Source organism: Collinsella sp. AM16-21, assembly GCF_003471905.1.
Classification (GTDB): Bacteria; Actinomycetota; Coriobacteriia; order Coriobacteriales; family Coriobacteriaceae; genus Collinsella.
This window is the reverse complement of the sequence record NZ_QRKJ01000004.1, coordinates 15,275-34,960: the sequence shown is the minus strand read 5'-3', so window position 1 is coordinate 34,960 and position 19,686 is coordinate 15,275. Positions and strand designations below refer to the sequence as shown.

At 60.9% G+C, this 19,686-nt stretch carries 11 protein-coding genes; 4 read left to right on the top strand and 7 right to left on the bottom strand.

Translation table 11 applies throughout. The features are described 5' to 3' along the window. Positions 1-147 precede the first annotated feature (147 nt). The 4 genes from priA (at position 148) to DW180_RS03155 (ending at position 5,836) form a co-directional block, all read left to right on the top strand. The gene (gene priA / locus DW180_RS03170; RefSeq protein WP_118237404.1) at positions 148-2,601 is read left to right on the top strand and encodes a primosomal protein N'; all 2,454 of its coding nucleotides are present in this window, start codon (positions 148-150) and stop codon (positions 2,599-2,601) included. 18 nt (positions 2,602-2,619) lie between these two features. Further along, positions 2,620-3,156 (top strand): peptide deformylase, encoded by a 537-nt coding sequence (gene def / locus DW180_RS03165; protein ID WP_118237402.1) that lies wholly within the window; start codon positions 2,620-2,622, stop codon positions 3,154-3,156. 362 nt (positions 3,157-3,518) lie between these two features. After that, complete coding sequence (fmt, locus tag DW180_RS03160) at positions 3,519-4,439, top strand: methionyl-tRNA formyltransferase (RefSeq protein WP_117758105.1); 921 nt, start codon at positions 3,519-3,521, stop codon at positions 4,437-4,439. Continuing rightward, positions 4,436-5,836: an RsmB/NOP family class I SAM-dependent RNA methyltransferase gene (locus DW180_RS03155; RefSeq protein ID WP_117758104.1), complete on the top strand. Its 1,401-nt coding sequence runs from the start codon at positions 4,436-4,438 to the stop codon at positions 5,834-5,836. Before fmt ends, DW180_RS03155 begins: the two co-directional genes overlap by 4 nt. 141 nt (positions 5,837-5,977) lie before the next feature. Here DW180_RS03155 and DW180_RS03150 read toward each other — a convergent pair whose 3' ends face one another. From DW180_RS03150 to glgB, 7 genes are all read right to left on the bottom strand, one after another. Continuing rightward, positions 5,978-6,214 (bottom strand): FmdB family zinc ribbon protein, encoded by a 237-nt coding sequence (locus tag DW180_RS03150; protein ID WP_117758103.1) that lies wholly within the window; start codon positions 6,212-6,214, stop codon positions 5,978-5,980. A gap of 88 nt (positions 6,215-6,302) precedes the next feature. After that, a complete protein-coding gene (locus DW180_RS03145) occupies positions 6,303-9,599 on the bottom strand; it encodes a 4-alpha-glucanotransferase (protein WP_118237400.1) in 3,297 nt (1,098 codons plus the stop codon). A 429-nt stretch (positions 9,600-10,028) separates the two neighbouring features. Next, positions 10,029-12,326, bottom strand: a complete 2,298-nt coding sequence (glgA, locus tag DW180_RS03140) for a glycogen synthase GlgA (protein ID WP_199569863.1) — start codon at positions 12,324-12,326, stop codon at positions 10,029-10,031. Positions 12,327-12,416: 90 nt separating this feature from the next. Beyond that, a complete protein-coding gene (gene glgD, locus DW180_RS03135; protein ID WP_118237398.1) occupies positions 12,417-13,544 on the bottom strand; it encodes a glucose-1-phosphate adenylyltransferase subunit GlgD in 1,128 nt (375 codons plus the stop codon). 4 nt (positions 13,545-13,548) lie between these two features. After that, complete coding sequence (locus DW180_RS03130; protein WP_035138263.1) at positions 13,549-14,697, bottom strand: glucose-1-phosphate adenylyltransferase; 1,149 nt, start codon at positions 14,695-14,697, stop codon at positions 13,549-13,551. Positions 14,698-14,803: 106 nt separating this feature from the next. Further along, positions 14,804-17,230, bottom strand: a complete 2,427-nt coding sequence (locus DW180_RS03125) for a glycogen/starch/alpha-glucan phosphorylase (protein WP_118237396.1) — start codon at positions 17,228-17,230, stop codon at positions 14,804-14,806. A gap of 94 nt (positions 17,231-17,324) precedes the next feature. After that, positions 17,325-19,601, bottom strand: coding sequence for a 1,4-alpha-glucan branching protein GlgB (glgB, locus tag DW180_RS03120; RefSeq protein WP_118237394.1), 2,277 nt, complete (start codon positions 19,599-19,601; stop codon positions 17,325-17,327). Positions 19,602-19,686: the final 85 nt, after the last annotated feature.

Here is a 19,686-nt window from a genome sequence, read left to right as displayed (position 1 = left end):
ATGAGTGGGTTGCTGGGACAAAATAATCAGTAGTGTTTGTCCCATGTTCGAGTGACGCAACGAGCTCGACACTCGTATCGGCCATGGGACAAACTCTACTGATTATTTTGTCCCACCCCTTTCAGGTCCGTTCGTTAGAGGTGGTGTATGGCTCAACAACTGTCGCTGTTTGGTTCGCCGGAACCGGAGGAAGCTCCGGTGAAGCCCAAGCCTGCCGCTGCCTCGGCTCAGTCTAAGCCTGCGCCCGAGCCCCCTGCCGCCTACGCGAGCGTGGTCCTCGACATCCCCACCCGTGCGCTGTCGGAACCGTTTGCTTACGGCATCCCCGAGTCCCTTGCCAACGAGGTCCAGATCGGATCCACAGTCCTGGTCCACTTTGGTAACCGTGCCGCCGCGGGCTATGTCGTCGACATTGCGCCTGATCTGGGCGATCTGCCGGGCAACAACGCCCTCGACCCCGTGCGCATCAAGCCCATCGAGTCTATCCTCAGCAAACCGCTCTTTACCGCCGAGGCTGCACGCATCGCGCGTTGGATGAGCCACGAGTACGTCGCAACGCTTTCCGAGTGCCTGCGCCTGTTTTTGCCACCGGGCGGCAGCCCGCGTGTGGTCAAGGGCGACGACGGCGTGTGGACGGTTGAACGTCCAGCCGTCAAACCCATCCAAAACCGCTGGGTGATGCTTACGCCCGAAGGCTTTGACTACACGCCACCCAAGACCGCGGTCCGCCAGCGCCAACTCATCGAGGCGCTCCAGTGTGGTCCTGTCACGACGCGCGACCTCAACCTTCTCTATAACAGTATGTCGGCGACCATCAAGTCGCTCGAAAAACGCGGCGTCGTGGTGGTGGAAGAGCGCCGCGCCTGGCGTGGCTGCAGCGAGCAGACCACGCTGTCCTCGGCAAGCGGCAAGGCGCCGGTCTCCCTTACCAACGGCCAGCAACAGGCACTCGCGCAGATTGAGCGCGCCCGTCTGGACGCTCATGGCGACGTGGTGCTGGTCGACGGCGTCACCGGCTCCGGCAAAACCGAGGTTTACCTCTCCGCCATCGAGCGCGTGCTCGCAGCCGGTCGCTCGGCCTGCGTGCTGGTGCCCGAGATTTCGCTGACGGCCCAGACCGTCGGCCGCTTCCGCTCGCGCTTTGGCGAGACGGTCGCCGTGTTCCATTCGCGGCTTTCGGCCGGCGAGCGCCTGGACCAGTGGGATATGGTTGCTAGCGGTGCGGCCCGCGTGGTCGTCGGCGCTCGCTCGGCGCTCTTTTGCCCGCTCAGCGACTTGGGCCTCATCATCATCGACGAGGAGCACGAGACCAGTTACAAGCAGGGCTCCAGTCCGCGCTACCACGCGCGCGAGGTGGCGGCCGAGATGGCGCGGCGCTATCGCTGCCCGCTCGTGTTGGGCTCCGCCACGCCCTCGGCCGAGGCCCTCGACCGCTGCCGTCGTGGCACGTATAACGGTGCCACTTGGACGCGTGTCGAGATGCCCGAGCGCCCGGGACACGCCGTGCTTCCCATGGTCCGAATTGCCGACCTGCGCCGTGAGTTTTCTCACGGCAGCCGCTCCATGTTCTCAAAACCCTTGATGGAGGGCTTGGAGCGTGTGGTCGAGCGTCGCGAGAAGGCCGTGCTGCTGCATAACCGCCGTGGCTTTGCGCCGTTTTTGATGTGTCGCGAGTGCGGCTGCGTCCCCACCTGCAACCACTGCTCCACAGCGCTTACGTATCACGAGCGCACGCACACGCTGCAATGTCACACATGCGGATCCTCCTGGCGCGTGCAGCCGTATCCCGCGCCCACGAGTCGTTGCCCCAAGTGCGGCAGCCGCTACCTGGCAAAAATGGGGCTGGGCACGCAGCAGATCGAGGACGCACTGCACCAGATGCTTCCCGAGGACGTCGCCATTATTCGCATGGATGCCGATTCCACGCGCGGCAAGGATGCGCACAAAAAGCTGCTCGAGCAGTTCGATGCGGCCGATTGCGCCGTGTTGCTGGGCACCCAAATGATCGCAAAGGGTCTCGACTTTCCCGAGGTCACGCTCGTGGGCGTGGTCAATGCCGACTTCGCCCTCAAGCTGCCGGACTTCCGCGCAGGGGAGCGCGCCTACGATTTGCTGGAGCAGGTCGCCGGCCGTGCCGGTCGCGGTGATCGCCCTGGCGAGGTCATCATCCAGACCTATCTGCCCGAGGACCCGGTTATTCGCGCCGTCGCCGAGCACGACCGTTCGATCTTTACCGACTACGATCTGGACCAGCGCCGCGACGCGCTGTTCCCGCCGTTTGTTCGCCTGGTCAACATCTTGGTGTGGTCGGCGAACCGAGACGACGCGCAGGACTACATTGGGCGCATTGCAAAGCTTCTTAAGCGCCGCTGGCATGCCGCCGCGCCCGACTTTTTGCGGGCGGGGAGCGCCGTGCCCCAGGTGCTGGGCCCGGCTTCGTGTGTAATCGAGAGAGCCAAGGACCGTTACCGCTTCCATCTGCTTGTGAAGTCGCCTGTGGGGTACCATGTCTCTGATGATATCGACGCCTGCCTCAAAGAGGTGGGCTCTGTGCGCGGCGTGAGCGTGAGCGTTGACGTCGATGCCTATGATTTGATGTAACAACCCGAAAGGATGGCCATGGAAGCCAACGGAATCGTACTGTCGCCCGACCCTCGTCTGCGCCAGGAGTGCGCCGTCATCGAGGAGATCACTCCGGCGATCGAGGTGCTTGCCGAGAAGATGAAGAAGATGATGTTCGACAACGGCGGTTGCGGTCTGGCTGCCCCGCAGATCGGTGAGCTCATTCAGCTTGTCACCATCGACTGCGATTACAGCGACAAGAATGACTATGACCCGTACGTGCTCATCAACCCTGTCATTGTTGAGCAGAGCGACCATCTGGTGCCGTTTAGCGAGGGCTGCCTGTCCATCCCCGGCATTAGCTGCGAGATCGAGCGTCCCGATCATGTCGTCGTCGAGGCGTATGACCTGGACGCCAACCTGATTCGCTATGAGGCAACGGGCGACCTGTTCTGCGTGTGCCTGCAGCACGAGATCGATCACCTGCATGGCAACACCATGTTTGAGCGACTCAAGCCGATGCAGCGCATCAAGGCAGTCAAGGAGTACCAGGACGCCCTGGCCCGCGGCGCTCGACCGGGCGAGACGGAGTAGGTCCCACCGTCCCCTTCCGCCGCAGGGCTTAGGTTTTGCTCCATGCTCAAACAGTCCTGCTCGCACGAAGAGCACATTAAGTGCTCTTCGGCTCGTGCGGAACTGCGCGTGGAGCAATAACCTAAGCCCTGCGGCGGAAGGGGACTGCGTTTTCGTGCTCCTTTTCGCCCGGGTGCCGTCGGGCCAGGGAGGGGCGTCTTCGCTGATAGTCTTTGTTGAGAGAGAGCTGCTTTTATTGCGGCTCTTTCTTTGGTTTTGGGTATATTTGTTCTTGTTGAATTGTTATTGCGGATGGGCTGGGTACTTGGCTTTCCGCTGTTGTTTGTAGCCGTCTCGGCTTTGGTTGAGGGGAGACGTTCTTTATGCGTATTGTGTTTATGGGTACGCCTGATTTTGCTGTGCCTTCGCTGACTTCGCTTGTTGAGGCTGGGAACGAGATTGCGCTTGTTATTACTCGTCCCGATGCTGTTCGTGGGCGTGGTAAGAAGCTTGAGCCTTCTCCTGTTAAGGCCAAGGCGCTTGAGCTGGGGTTGCCGGTTATTGAGGCAAATCGCATGACGCCTGAGGTTGTTGAGGCGCTCCAGGCTGCGCAGGCTGATATTTTCTGTGTGGCTGCCTATGGCTGCATTTTGCCTGATGAGGTGCTGCATATGGCGCCGCTTGGTATTGTGAATGTTCATGCTTCGCTGTTGCCTCGTTGGCGTGGCGCTGCTCCCATTCAGCGTGCGATTCTTGCTGGTGACGAGGTTGCTGGCGTTTCTATTATGCGCATTGGGCATGGCGTTGATACTGGTGCTTATTGCGCGCAGGCCTCGACGTCGGTTGCCGGTAAGCATGCTGAGGCGCTGACCATGGAGCTTGCTGAGCTTGGCGGCAAATTGCTTGCCGATACGCTTCCTTCGCTTGCTGATGGCACCGCCGTGTGGACTGAGCAGGATGAGTCGCTCGTCACTCATGCTGCCAAGATTTCCAAGCAGGAGATGCGTCTGGATCCGCAGATGGCGGCGCTCGATTGCGTGCGCCATGTGCTCGCTTCGTCCGATACCGCGCCTGCCCGTTGCGTGATTGCCGGCAAGATGGTTCGCGTGCTCGATGCTGCGCTTTCCGATGTGTCGCTTGGCGAGGGTCAGGTTCTCGTTAAGGCCAAGCGTGTCTACCTGGGCCTTTCTGATGGCGCTGTTGAACTGCTCGAGGTTAAGCCCGATGGCAAGCGTGCAATGGCTGCCTCTGCCTGGGCTGCCGGCCTGCAGGGTGCCGAACTTAGGTGGGGTGTACTGTCATGAGCAAGTTGTCTCCCGCGCGCAAGCTTGCGCTCGATGTGTTGATGGAGGCCGATCGTCGCGGTATGTACGCACGTGACGTGTTGTCTTCACGTGCTTCCGCCAAGGCCATTGACCAGCGCGATTCTGCTTTTGCCGCCCGTTTGGCGCTTGGTGTTGCCGCCACGCAGGGTATTTTGGATGAGTTGCTCGATCAATTTTTGGATAAGCCCAAAAAGGTCGCGCCGCGCGTTCGCATGGCGCTTCGCATCTCGGCCTTCGAGATGCTCTACCTGCATACCCCGGGTCGCGTTGCCGTGAGCCAGGGCGTTGAGCTGGTTCGCAGCGGTGCTAAATCGGCCGCCGGTCTGGCGAACGCCGTGCTGCATAAGGTTGCGGACAACGTTGAGGACTTTGCCACGGCGTCCGATGTGGGTGAGTCTGAGCGACGCTTGGTTCGTCTGTCGCGCCTGATGGGTCTGCCGCGCTGGCTGTGCGCTCGAATTATTGCCTCGTTCGATACGCCCGAGGGCGCGCTGAACTTCGCCGGCAATCTGGCCCCCGCGCCGCTGGCCCTGCATGAGAACGCGTTTGCGACCAAACCCGACCCGTATATCTCGCAGCTCGTCGCTCCTGTCTTCCCGGGCTGCCATGCTCCGGTCGATGCGCAGGTCGCGGTTGCATCGGGCGTGTTTGAGCGTGCTGCCGCGGTTGCCTCGGACCTCAACGCTCAGCTTATCGCTACTGCCGCGACACGTCCCGGTCGTTGCCTGGAGATTGGCGCCGGTCGCGGCACCAAGACCTACGTGATGATGTGCCAGGCCAAGCGTGCCGGGTACGAGCGTCAGCATACTGCGCTCGATCTGCACGATCGTAAGTGCGATCAGAATCTCGCGCGCCTGCACAAGGCGGGTATCTCAGGTGTTCGTACGGTGTCGGGCGATGCCTGCGAGCTCAATGAGGTGCTTACGTCCTTTGACGCGATGCTTGGCGAACCCGCCCTGTTCGACACGGTCTTTATCGATGCGCCGTGCTCTGGCACCGGCACCATGCGCCGCCACCCCGAGATTCCGTGGCGTCTGACCGAGAACGACGTTACGACTGAGCTGCCCCGTCTGCAGCTGACGATGCTCAAGGAAGCAGCCGCGCGCGTGGCTGCCGGTGGTGAACTTATCTATGCTACCTGCTCGGTTTTTGATGAAGAGAACACGCAGGTCGTGGATGCCTTCCTGGCTTCTCCCGAGGGCGCCGGCTTTACCGTGGCACCGTTCTCCGAAGCCCAGATTCTGCAGCTGCCCGATTTCGCACAGGCCAAGAAGCTGGTGGCCGTCCGTCAAAACGATCGTGGCCTTTTCCAAAGCGTGCCGGTAAACGCCGACTCCTACGACGGCCACTTCTGCGCCCGCCTGGTCCGCAAGTAACGACTAAGTTGCGGTGAAATAGGGATTGAATAGCGGCTTCTAGCCGCCAATCAGTCCTTATTTCACCGCAACTCATAAGGAAACCTGGGTAGCTAAAGAAGCAGCCCCGCGATCGGTGCCGGTCGCGGGGCTGCGTTGTTCTTAGTGGCTGTGCGGGCAGTTGGCGCAGCAGCCGTTGGTGGCGTTGGTGCTGGAGCCTCCGCTGCGCTGGTCGGTGTTGTAGAAGCCGCTGCCCTCAAACTTGATGCCGCTTGCCGAGAACGTTTTTGTCGCCGGAGCGCCGCAGCTCGGACACACGACCTCGGGGGTCTCGGACATGGGATGCTCAACCTCAAACACGTTGCCGCAACTCGAGCACTTGTAATCGTAGCGCGCCATAATACTTCCTTTTCAGCACAAAGCGGGCAGATCGCTCTGCCCGCATAAATTCAAACAGCTGTAACTGTACCCTATATCGGGGGTTTTATCACGCTTCGCCCCAGAATCTATGGGTGTTGCGCAGGAGCTGTGCAGTTTTGCCCTCAGCGGCCGCAACGTCTGCCTCATCGGCCTGCCAGGTCCAGTTGCCCGTGGCGACACCCGGCACGTTCATGCGCGCGTCGTCGCTAAGCCCCAGGACATCCTGCAGCGGCATCATCACCAGGGGAGCATTGCTTGCGAGCGCGTCGCCCATCAGCTTGGCCGCCACCTCAACACCGCTCGGCTCGTCGCCGCCAGCAAAGGAGCGCGTGCACCAACCGGCGAGTGTCGACGTATCGTGCGTCGAGGTGTATAGAATCTTGCCCGGCGTTGGATGCACGCCGCAGCGAACGTCGTAATCGCTAAACTCCAGCACGTCCATGCCGGGGAAGCCGCAGGTCGAAGCCATGGCGCGAACACCGGGCGTCAGGTAGCCTAGGTCCTCGGCGATAAAGTTGAGCGGACCCAGCTCGTCAAAGGCGGTTTGGAACAGGTCCTTGCCCGGACCCGCCAGCCAGCGGCCGTCGGCGCAGGCCTTGCCTGCGGGAATGCTAAAGTAGCTGTGGAAGCCCAGGAAGTGGTCCAGGCGCACACGGTCGTAGAGCGAGAACGCGCGACGCAGGCGGTCCATCCACCAGCGGTAGCCGTTCTGCTTCATGTGGTCCCAGCGGAACGTCGGGTTGCCCCACACCTGGCCCTCGGGCGCAAAGTTATCGGGCGGCGCACCGGAGATCTCGATTGCCTTGCCGGTATCGGAAAGCCAGAAGTTTTCGGGCTCGCTCCACGCGTCGGCCGAATCGTCCGAAACGTACATGGGAATGTCGCCGATGACCTCGATGCCCTTCTTGTGCGCATAGTTCATGAGCTCGCACCAGGCAAGGTCAAAGCGGTACTGCATGTACGCCTGCAGCTCTGCCTCGTCGTGGAAACGTTTGTCGTCAATCAGATGCTCGTTGTAGCGCGCGACATCTGCCGGCCAATCGTGGTGCGACTCGCCCTCAAAGTACTTCTTGACGGCCATGTAGACGCAGTACTTCTCGAGCCAATCGGCGTTGCGATGCTTAAACGCCGTGTAGAGCGGGTCTGCATCCTCGCCGCCACGGGCCTTCCAAGTCTCAAAGTCGGCCGCCAGCTCCTCTTGGCTTTCGGGCAGCAGGTCAATATTGCCCGCAAAGGCCGAAGGCCCGGCGTAAGGGGAGCGGAAGAAGTCCGTTGGGTTGACGGGCAGGACCTGCCAGTAGCGCATGCCCATGGCGGCCAGATGGTCGATAAAGCGACGCGTGGGTGCGCCGATCGTGCCGGGCTTGCCGTCGTCGGTGGGTACCGAGGTGATATGACAAACGACGCCCGCGCCGTGATCGAGCGGCTCCTGCAGGCGCTGCTCGGCATGGTGATAGATGATCGACGAGCCCAGCGGATACAGATCGAGCGTGACCGTACCGTTGTGGATCTCGCATTCGTGACCGCTGATCACGTCACTCGCGCATTCGCCGAGCGCCGGAATCGTCACGCGGTGCGAATTGCGCAGGCTGCGGTTGATGATAACCGTCGCGGACTCGCCATTCTTGCCCGTGCGGTTGTAGGCCAGCACCTCGTCGTTGAGCGCGAAGGCCTTGATCTCGCCGTCGATCATAAACGGCAGTGCGCGGCGTACCGCAGAGGCGTTTTTGACAATAGCCAGCGTATCGAAGTCGTGCAGTTGGTCCTTGGTCGGCAGGGTGCGGCGGTTGCCCGGATCGGTAAGGCCCTCCAGGCCGTATTCGTCGCCGTAGTAAATTGAAGGCACGCCGGGGAAGGTCATCTGCATAAGCGTTGCAAGCCAAAAACGGCTCTTGGCCAGGCCCATCGAGTTCTCGTCCAGACGCCACTTGCTGTGCTCGCACTCGGGCAGCTGCGACTCGTCGGGGCCGCCGCCGAGTACCGAGATGATACGCGGGCGGTCGTGGCTCGAAAGCAGATTGAGCGCGCAGGACAATGCCTCGCTCGGGTAGTTCTCGCGCAGGGTCTCGATATCCTCGGCGGCCTCGTAGGCGTTCTTGTAGCCCATCAAAAAGCCGATGACCACGTCGCGGAAGGGGTAATCCATAGCAGAGTCCAGCTCGGATCCCTGCAGGTAGCGGCGCAGATGGCCGTAGCTAATCTTGTTAGAGGCGTCTTCCCAGACTTCGCCGAGCAACAGTGCGTCAGGCTTCTCGGCGAGCACGGCCTTTTTTATCTCGGCCAGGAAGTCGTCGGAAAGCTCGTCGGCCACGTCCAGGCGCCAGCCATGAGCGCCGGCACGTAGCCATTTACGGATCACGCCGTCCTTGCCCAGGAGCCGCTCGCGTACCAGCTCGGAGCTCTCATTGATGGCGGGCATGTTGCCCACGCCCCACCAGCAGTCATACGAGCCGTCCTCGTGGAAATAAAACGCATCGCGCCACGGCGAATCCTCGCTCTGCCAGGCGCCCACGCCGGGGTAGTTGCCGTAGCGGTTGAAATAGATCGAGTCATCGCCCGTATGGTTAAAGACGCCGTCCAGGATGATGGAGATGCCCAGCTTCTCGGCTGCCTGGCACAGCTCGGTAAAGTCCTGCTCGGTGCCCAGGATCGGGTCGATCTTGGTGTAGTCGGCCGTGTCGTAGCGGTGGTTGCTCGCGGCCTCAAAGATGGGGTTGAGGTAAATGGCCGTGAAGCCCAGCTCCGCGATGCGGGGCAGGTCATTTTGGATACCCTTGAGCGAGCCACCGTAAAAATCCCAGGTCTTGATGGAGCCGTCTTCGGCACGCTTGTACTCGGGCGGTTCATTCCAGTCCTCGACCATGCGGCGCTGGATTCCGTTGCGAGGCTTTTCGACTTCGGTCTGCGTGCGCTCGCGCCAGTTTTCGTCGCGTGCATAGCGGTCGGGGAAGATCTGGTAAACCATGCCACGCTCGTACCACTCGGGACGAACTTCGCGGTGCTTGTAGACGGTAATCTGGAAGGACGGGACCTCGGCGTAGTCGTAGGTTACGCCCTCGCCGCCGGTGCGGCCTTGCGGCGCGCCCAAGCGAACCTCGGGTTGGCCCTCGATATTGCATATAAAGCTGTACCAGATAAGACAGGGCTCGGTGCACTCAAGCTCTACGGTAAATATGCCGTCGCCCTCGTGCGTCATGGGATACAGAGACTCACCGATTTCATCGATCCAGGTGCGCAGCGTAAGCGTTGCCTGGTTGGGATCGGCATCCTCCAAAATCACCGAGAGTGCAACGGAAGTTCCAGTGGTCACAGCGCCAAACGGAGTGCGAAACTGCGGCAGACGGCTGTTGTGAATCAATCTCATAGTACGGTCCAGTTCTATACAATCATGGCCAGCGGGCCATGGGCTTAACGCACAATACTTAAGTATATCGTTGCACTTTAGTTGTATAAACTACAGCCGCTCATTATCGGCGAACGGTTGTCCTAGAAAATCGTTTTACCATCCACATTATCGCGATACTCGAAAACGCCTATGTAGATAGTATTTGTAGCCAAACAAAACAGCTCCGGTTTACTACGACGAATTGAATGATCTCAACCACAGTCATTTTAGTGATATTAAAACTGCAGGTAGAAGCGTTGCCAATTTCGATGATTACTCGCCGTGGTCGGCCGGAGCCATTTTGTCGTAGTAAACCGGCCCTCTTTTTAATGCGGGGTTCAACCAAGAAGAGGGCGCCTGCTTGGGGCGCCCTCTTTTGCGTTGAGGATTAAGTTTTAATCGTCAGGATTAGCGGCGCTTGCGGGTGGCAGTTGCCTTGCGGACGGAGGTCTTCTTGGTCGGAGCCTTTTCCTCGGCCGGAGTGGCGGGGGAGACCGGAGTCTCCTTGGCAGGCTCGGGCTTAGCCTCTGCCTTCGGTGCGGCCTTGACCTCAGCGGCCTTCGGCGTCGGCTTGGCCTTTACCTCGGCCTTGGGCTCCTCTTTGGCAGCAGCGGGCTTAGTCTCTGCTTTGGGAGTTGCGGTCTTTGCCATGGTCTTCTTGGCTGTCGTCGTGCGCTTGCGCGAGGTGGTCTTGGCGGCAGGCTTGGCCTCGACGGTTGCCTCCGCCTTGGACTCGGCAGGCGTCTCCTCGACCTTGGCGGCCGGCTTTGCGGCAGCCTTCGTTGCAGTGGCCTTGGTAGCTGTAGCTTTCTTGGTGGCAGGGGTCTTGGTTGTGCTCTTGGACGCGGTCGTCTTCTTGGCGGCGGTCTTGGCCGGAGCCTTTGCCGCGGGCTTAACCTCGGCTGCAGCGGTCTCGGCCTTTACCTCGGGAACGACCTCGGCCTCGGCGGCCTTCTTGACAGCTGCGGTGGTGCGCTTGCGCGTGGTCGCTGCCTTGGCGGTAGTTGCCTTGGCAGTGGTGGTCTTGCTCGCAGCGGCCTTTGTTGTCGTGGCCTTTTTAGTCGTCGTCTTACGAGTCGTGGTCTTCTTTGCCGCAGGCTTCGCAGCCGGCTTCTCCTCAGCCTTGGGCTCCTCAGCAGCAGCGGGCGCCTCAACAACCGACTCGGCCTTGGGCTCGGGCTCGGCCTCAACTTTCTCAGCCACAACCACAGGCTCGTCGACAACAGCCGCCGGCCGCTCAATCTCCGGATGCATAAAGAAGTACAGGTCCAGATACTTGTCAGCCGAGCGCGTCCAGCTAAAGTCCTGGCTCATGGCCTGCGTGACCAGCTGGTTCCAAGCGTCGCGGTTATCCCAGAACAGGCGCGCCGCGCGGAACACCGCGTCGCCCATCTCGTCGCCGTTAAAGTTGCTAAACGAGAAGCCCGTGCCCTCGCCGGTAAACTCGTTGTACGGCTGCACGGTGTCCTTCAGGCCGCCGGTCTCGCGCACGATGGGCAGGGTGCCATAGCGCATGGCGATAATCTGCGACAGGCCACAGGGCTCAAACTTCGAAGGCATCAGGAACATGTCGGCGGCGGCATACATGCGCTGCGACAGCGCCGGATCGAACTCGATGCGCGCGGCCATGGTGCCGGGGTACTTGTCCTGGAAGTAGCGCAGACCGTCCTCGTAGTCGCGGTCGCCGGTACCCAGCACGGCCACCTGCACGCCGCCGGCCAGGATGCGGTCGAGTGCGTACATGACCAGGTCCATGCCCTTTTGGCGCGTCAGGCGCGTGACCATCACCATGAGCGGACGGTCGTCGCGAACCTCGAGCCCCAGCTCTTCCTGCAGCTTGGCCTTGCACACGGCCTTGCCGGAACGGTCCTCGACGGTGTAGTTGGCGGCAATGCGCTTGTCGGTCGCCGGGTCAAAGCCCGCCACGTCAATGCCGTTCAAAATGCCCTGCAGCGCATAGGAGCGCTCGCGCAGAACGCCGTCCAGGCCCTCGCCAAACTCGGGCGTCTGGATCTCGTTGGCATAGGTGGGGCTCACCGTGGTGATGGCATCGGCATAGCGCAGCGCGCCCAGCATGTAGTTGATGCTGCAGGCATCGCAACGCAGCTGCGAGGCGGCCGCCGGAATATGCGCCACACCCAGAATGTCCTCCATCACGGTGTCGCTGAACTGGCCCTGGAACGCCACGTTGTGGATCGAGAACACGGTCTTGACACGGTCGTACAGCGGCAGGCCCTGGTAGAACTCGCGCAAGAACACGGGCGCCAGTGCCGTCTGCCAGTCATTGCAGTGGAGGATGTCACACTCAAAGCCGGCCGGCAGGTGCTGCAGGCTCTCGGTGATGGCCTTGGAGAAGAATGCAAAGCGCTCGCCGTCATCAAAGAAGCCGTACGGATAGTCGCGCGCAAAGTAACGCTCGTTGTCCACGAACATATAGGTGACGCCGTCGTGCTCGAGCTTCTCGAGTCCGCAGTACTCATTGCGCCAGCCCAGGCTCACGTAAAAGTCGGAGAAGTGCTCCATCTGCGCCTTGTACTCGTCCTTGATGGTGGCGTACTTGGGCACCATGACGATGACCTCGGCGCCGGCGCGCACAAGCGCCGCAGGCAGCGAGCCCGCCACGTCGCCCAGGCCACCGGTCTTCACAAACGGTGCGCACTCGGCCGAGGCAAACACGATCTGCATCTTTTTGCTGGAATCTGCCATATTGTCTCCCATGTTGCAATTCGAGAATAGCCGCCTGGCACAAACCGGGCGGCTATTCTACATGTTACGAGCGATGTTGCGGTGCCAACGTTAACGTACGATGGTGGTGTCGCAAGTTAACGGAGCCTTGCCCAGCACCAGGATGTTCTCGGGCGTGCCGCGAAGCTCGGTGTTGGTGGGAACCACGTTGTTTTTGTCCAGAATGGCGTTCTCAACGCGGGCGCCGCTCTTGATGATGCAGCTCTGGTTGATGATCGAATTGGTGACCGAAGCGCCTTCCTCGACCACAACGCCGCGCGACAGGATCGAGTTGCGCACGGTGCCCTTGATGATGCAGCCGGCCGAGATGATCGAGTTGCACGCGTGGCTGCCGGTCGCATAGCGCGAAGGCGGCACGTCGTGAGCCTTGGTCAGGATCGGGCGCTCGGGGTCAAAGAGCTGGTCGGCCACGGTCTGGTCGAGCAGGTCCATGCTACGGCGATACAGCGACTTCTCGCTAAACACGCCCACGACCTCGCCCTTGTACTCGTAGCTGCACACGTCGATGTTGCCAAAGTCGCCCTGGAGTGCCTCGAGCAGGTCCAGATAGTCGGCGGCCTGGTAGTGGTCGATGATCTCGAGGAGCGTCTCGCGGTTGACGATGCAGCAGTCCATGGAGGCGTTGTCGCCGTACGCGACGCCGGCGCTCACGCCCGTCAGGCGGCCGTTCTCGTTAATCTCGAGTTTGGTCTCGTCCTCGACATTGCGCGTGGCCTTGCAGTACACCACGGTCATCTGGGCACCGGAGTTCTCGTGCGCTTCGATGATGGTGTTGAGGTCCATGTTAAAGATGATGTTGGTGCCCATCATCACGACATAGGGCTTCTCCGAGCGCTGGAACAGCGTCTTGTTGGAGATGATGTCGCGCAGCAGGAAGCGCATGCCGCCCTTGGTGGTGCCATACGCGTTGCCGGGCACCATGAACAGGCCGCCCTTCTTGCGGTCCAGGCCCCAGTCCTTGCCCGAGCCCACGTGGTCGATCAGCGAGCGGTAGTTGCCCGGCATGACGACGCCGACGGTCTTAATGCCGGCATTCATCATGTTGGACAGCGGGAAGTCGATCAGGCGGTAGCGGCCCAAAAACGGAACGGACGCGATGGGGCGGTCCTTGAGCAGGACGCTGCCGTAGGACGAAGAGTAGTTAGCGGTGATATAACCGATGGCCTTGCGATTGATCATCGGATCATTCCCCCTTCCCGATAACGACGTCATTTCCAACGACGGCCGTATCCTTGGTGGTATCGACAGAGCCGAGCTTCACGCCCTCTTCGACCGTGGAGTTCTCGCCCAAAATAGCGCGGCAGATGTGTGCGCCGCTCTTAACGTGCGCACCCGGCAGCAGCACGGAGTCCTCGACCACGGCGCGCTCCTCGATGATGACATCGGTCGAAAGGATCGAGTGGCGAGCGGTGCCGTAGATCTTGCAGCCATTGGAGACCAGGCAGTCGTCTAGGCGGCCGTCCGGGCCAATGTAGTGCGGCGGACGCGTGGTGATGTTGGACATGATGGGGAAGTTCTTGTCGAACAGATCGAACTCGGGGTTGTTACCCAGCAGGTCCATCGAGGTCTCATGGAAGCTGGCGATGGTGCCGACGTCCTTCCAGAAGCCGTGGAACTCGTAGCTGTACAGGCGCTTGTTCTCACCGAGCAGCTTGGGGATGATGTCCTTGCCAAAGTCGTGGCTCGAGCGCTGGTCCAGAGCGTCCTCCTCGAGCGCCTCGATCAGCACGTCGGCCGAGAAGATGTAGATGCCCATGGACGCGAGGTTCGAATCGGGCTTCTCGGGCTTCTCGGTGAACTTGGTGATGCGGCCGTCTTCGGGGTCGGTGGTCAGGATGCCAAAGCGGCTGGCCTCCTCCCACGGAACGGGCATAACGCTCACCGTGAGGTCGGCGTTGTTCTCAATGTGCGTCTTGAGCATCTTGCGGTAGTCCATGCGATACAGGTGATCGCCCGAAAGAATCAGGACGTACTTGGGGTCGTTGGCCTTGATGTAGTCGAGGTTCTGCGTAATGGCGTCGGCCGTGCCCGCATACCAGGCGCCACCGGTCTGCGTCTCGTACGGCGGCAGGATCGACACACCACCGTCGCGGCTGTCCAGATCCCATGCCTCGCCGGAGCCCACATAGGCATGCAGCAGGTAGGGGCGATACTGCGTCAGAACGCCCACCGTGTCGATGCCCGAGTTGGAGCAGTTGGACAGCGAAAAGTCGATAATGCGGAACTTGCCACCAAAGCTAACCGCCGGCTTGGCGATCTTTTGGGTGAGTGCCCCCAATCGGCTGCCCTGTCCTCCTGCGAGGAGCATCGCGATGCATTCTTTCTTACTCATCGATTTCTCCTTCTGTCATCGATGTTCCTAAACCCATTAGCGACGGGCGCGGCGCTCGGTCGCGCCCGTCGAGTAATGCCGTGCTGGCAAAGGGAGCTCGCGGCCTTTATGCGTGCCAGATCTCGTCGCGGTACTCGCGAATGGTGCGGTCGGACGAGAACCAGCCACTCGAGGCGGTGTTGAGCAGGGCCTTGCGGTTCCAGGTCTCCTGGTCGCCGTAGCTGCCCGTGAGGTTCTCCCATGCATCAACGTAGCTGCGGAAGTCGGCCATGACCAGGTCGGGGTCATTGTTGTTCATGAGCTCGTTGTAGATGCTCTCGAAGTTGCCCGAAAGACCCGCAAAGGTGTTGTCCTTGAGCTCGTCCATCACGCGGCCCAGGCGCTCACGGTCGCCGTTGAGGGTATCCCAGGCAAAGTAGCTGTTGGATGCCCAGAGCTGCTCGACCTCGGGGGCGGTCAGGCCAAAGATGGCTTCGTTCTCGCGGCCGGCCAGGTCGGCGATCTCGATGTTGGCGCCGTCGAGGGTGCCCAGCGTAATGGCGCCGTTCATCATGAGCTTCATGTTGGACGTGCCCGAGGCCTCCTTGCCGGCCGTGGAGATCTGCTCCGAGATCTCGGCGGCGGGGTAGATGAGCTGGGCGTTGCTCACGCGGAAGTTGGGGATAAAGCAGACCTTCATGACCTCGTTCACGCGGGCGTCGTTGTTGATGACGTCGGCCACGGAGTTAATGAGGCGGATGGTCTCCTTGGCAAAGGTGTAGCTCGAGGCAGCCTTGCCGCTAAAGATGAAGGTCGTCGGCGTCACATGGAAGTTGGGATCCGCGATGCGACGGTTATAGATGTCCATCACCTTCATGATGTTCATGAGCTGACGCTTGTAGGCATGGAAGCGCTTTACCTGGACATCGAAGACGGTGTTGGGGTCGATAACCAGACCGGTCTCGGCCTTGACGTAGGCGGCCAGACGCTCCTTGTTGGCGCGCTTGGAGGCACCCACGGCCTTCAGGAACTCGGTGTCGTCCTTAAACTCCTTGAGCTTCTCCAGCTCGAAGGCGTCCTTGAGCCAGCCATCGCCAATGGCCTCGGTCACGAGCTTGGCATAGGTGGGGTTGGCCTCGGCAAAGAAGCGACGGTGCGAGATACCGTTGGTCTTGTTGTTAAACTTCTCGGGCGTCAGGGCATAGAAGTCCTTGAGCACGATGTTCTTGATGATGTCGGAGTGGATCTTGGCCACGCCGTTAACGCTGTGGCTGCAGATCACGGACAGGTTGGCCATGCGAATCTCGCCGTCCCACAGGATGGCGGTCTGGCGCAGACGCTCCTGCCAGCCCTCCTGCGAGGTGTCGAACGACTCGTGCCAACGACGGCTGATCTCGTCGATGATCTGGTACACGCGGGGGAGGAGCTTGGAGAACGTGCCGATGGGCCACTTCTCCAAGGCCTCGGGCAGGATGGTGTGGTTGGTGTAGCTCACGACCTGCGTCACGATGTTCCAGGCGTCGTCCCACTCGAGCTTCTTCTCGTCGATGAGGATACGCATGAGCTCGGGGCCGCACATGGCAGGGTGCGTGTCGTTGGTGTGGATGGCCACAAACTGCGGCAGCAGCTCCCAGTTCTCGCCGTGCTCCTTCTCAAAGGTGTCGAGCAGGCTGTAGATGCCGGCCGAGACAAACAGGTACTCCTGCTTCAGGCGCAGCAGACGGCCGTGCTCGCCGGCGTCGTTGGGGTAGAGGATGGCGCTAATGGCTTCGGCCTCGGCGCGCTCGGCATCGGCCAGGGCGTAGTCGCCGCGGTTGAAGGCCTCCAGATCGAAGTGCTCCACGACCGGCTCGGCAGCCCAGACGCGCAGCTTGTTGACGGTCTCGCCGGCATAGCCCACCACGGGGATGTCATAAGGAACGGCCAGGATGTCCTGCGTGTCCACCGTGCGGTAGAACGTGCGGCCGTTCTCCTCAAAGCCCTCAACATGGCCACCAAACTTAATGGTCACGGCCTTGTCCTGACGGCGGACCTCCCAGGGATAGCCATGGGTGAGCCACTCGTCGGTGGTCTCGACCTGGCTGCCGTTGACGATCTCCTGCTTAAACAGACCGTAGCGGTAGCGCATGCCGTTGCCGTATCCGGCAATGCCCTCGGCTGCCATGGAATCCAGGAAGCAAGCGGCCAGGCGGCCCAGGCCACCGTTGCCCAGAGCCGGATCGGGCTCCTGGTTCTCGATGACGGACAGGTCGAAGCCCATGTCGTCGAGCGCCTCGGCGACCATATCGCGCACGCCAAAGTTGAGCAGGTAGTTGTCGAGCAGGCGGCCGATCAAAAACTCGATCGAGAAGTAGTACACGCGCTTTTTGCCCTCGGCGGTAACGCGGGCGTCGCTCTTGGTGGCAACGGTGCGCGCCTTCTCGGCCACGAGCTTGGCCAGGGCGTTGAAGCGGTCCAGGTCGCTCGCGGCCTCGACGCTCTTGCCGCTGATGCTCATGACGGCATCGCGATAGAGCTCGGTAAACTCCTGCTTGTTGTCGAAGATCTTATTCATACGTTCCTTTCCCCCGGGGATGTTTCTCCCGGAACGGTTATGACTTGTATCCTACGCCCTCGCGGGGCGGGTAATTACAGCTGTAACGGTTTTGTTACGCATCCTTGGCAGACGGCTTAACAGAAGCAGACTTGGCCTTGGTAGCGGCCTTTTTGGCAGCTGGTTTCTTGGCTGCGGCCTTAGCAGCGGGCTTTGCGGCAGCCTTGGCCTTGGCCTTGGTCGTCGTAGCCTTGGCCTTAGCCGGAGCCTTCTTAGCAGCCGCAGGCTTGGGCTTCACCGAAGACATACGCTTTTTGGGCGCAGCCTTGGGCTCCTCGACCACGGGCGGTTTGTAGCTGCTGGGACCGCGGCGCTTAAGCACCACGCCTGCCAGACCGGGCACCTTAATCTCAATGGAGTCCATCTGCCCGTTCCAGGGATAGGGCTCGCTCGAGCAGGCGTAGGGCTCTTCGCCGGCATAGCCGCTGCCGCCAAACTCGGGACGATCGGAGTCGAAGATGACCTCCCAGTCGCCCTCGCGCGGCACGCCCACACGGAAGCTCTCGTAGCTCGCCGGGTCAAAGTTGATCAGGATCACCAGGTCGTCGTCGACGTCCTCGCCCTGGCGTACAAAGCTCACGATTGACTGCTTGGAGTTGTCCGCGTCGATCCAGGTAAAGCCGTCGTCGGTGTAGCCGCGCTCGTACAGGGCGGGCTCCGCGGTGTACAGGTGGTTGAGCGCCTTAATAAACGCCTGATGATGACGGTGGGTCTCGTACTCCTCGGTCAGGAACCACTGAATGGACTCGTAGTAGCGCCATTCGATAAACTGGCCGATTTCGTTGCCCATAAAGTTGAGCTTGGCACCGGGGTGCGTCATCTGGTAGAAGGCCAGCGTGCGCAGACCGGCAAACTGGCGCCACCAGTCGCCCGGCATGCGGCCGATGAGCGAGCACTTACCGTGCACGACCTCGTCGTGGCTCAGCGGGCAAATGAAGTTCTCGGTAAAGGCATACATAATGGAGAACGTGAGCAGGCCGTGGTTGCCGGGTCGCCACGGAAAATCGGTCTGCATGTAGTGCAGGGTGTCGTTCATCCAGCCCATGTCCCACTTGTAGTGGAAGCCCAGGCCGCCGTCTTGCGGCGGGTAGGTCACGAGCGGCCACGCTGTGGACTCCTCGGCCATCATCATCACGTCGGGGAAGTGGGCCTCCACGGCGCAGTTGACCTGGCGGATAAACGCGCTGGCGTCCAGGTCCTCCTCGGTACCGTACTTATTGAACTTCTTTTGGCCGGGATCGTCGATGCCAAAGTTGAGGTACAGCATGCTGGACACGCCGTCCATGCGAATGCCGTCAACATGGAAGTTCTCGAGCCAGTACAGCACGTTGGAGACCAGGAAGGAGCGGACCTCGCCACGGGCGAAGTCGAACTTGTGCGTGCCCCAGTTGGGGTGAATCTCGTGCTCAAACAGCATATGGCCGTTAAAGGTAGCAAGGCCGTGGGAGTCGGCGCAAAAACCGCCGGGCACCCAGTCCATGATCACGCCAATGCCTGCCTCGTGGCACGCATCGATAAAGTGCATGAGCTGCTGCGGGTTGCCGTAGCGCGACGTGGCGGCGTAGTAGCCGGTCGTCTGGTAGCCCCAGGAGCCATCGAAGGGATGCTCCATGAGCGGCATGACCTCGATATGCGTGTAACCCATGTCGCGCACGTAGTCCACGAGCTCCACCGACAGGTCGTCGTAGGTGTAGAACTCGCCGCGCTGCGCGGGGAAGGGGTCCATGGGACCGGGGTAGTTGCCGAACTCGTCCGGCTCGCCCTGCGGCGCGTCGCCGTGGCGCTTCCACGAGCCAATATGCACCTCGTAGATGTTGAGCGGCTGCGACATGTGGTTGTGACCGGCGCGGCGCTTGAGCCACGCGGCATCGTTCCACTTATAGCCGTCGAGTGTCCACAGCACGCTCGCAGTACCCGGAGGGCACTCGGCCTTAAAGGCATACGGATCGGCCTTATAGAGCTTTTCTCCCTCGTTTGTCTCGATGAGATACTTATAGAGCTGGCCCTGCTCGGCGCCAGGAATAAAGCCTTCCCAAATAGCGCTCGTATGCACGGGCACCAGCGGGTTGGCTTCCTCATTCCAATCGTTAAATTCGCCAATGACATGGACGCTCTTTACGTCGGGCGCCCAAACGCAAAAGCGCCAGCCGCGCGTACGGTTCTGCGTGTCGGGGTGCGCGCCCATCTTTTCCCAGCTGCGCTCCCACATGCCAATGCCAAACAGATAGACATCGTCCTTAGAGAGTTCCGGCGCGTGCGGGGCGGCTTTACGGGTAGCGGGCTTTTTGGTTGCTGGCTTTAGCTTTGTATCGCTCACGTTTGATCCCATCATGACGCGGCAGCGTGTTGCCTTGGTGACTAGATGCGAAAGGTCCAAGGCTGCACGAATCGAAGGGACGGCGATAGTTCTATGATTC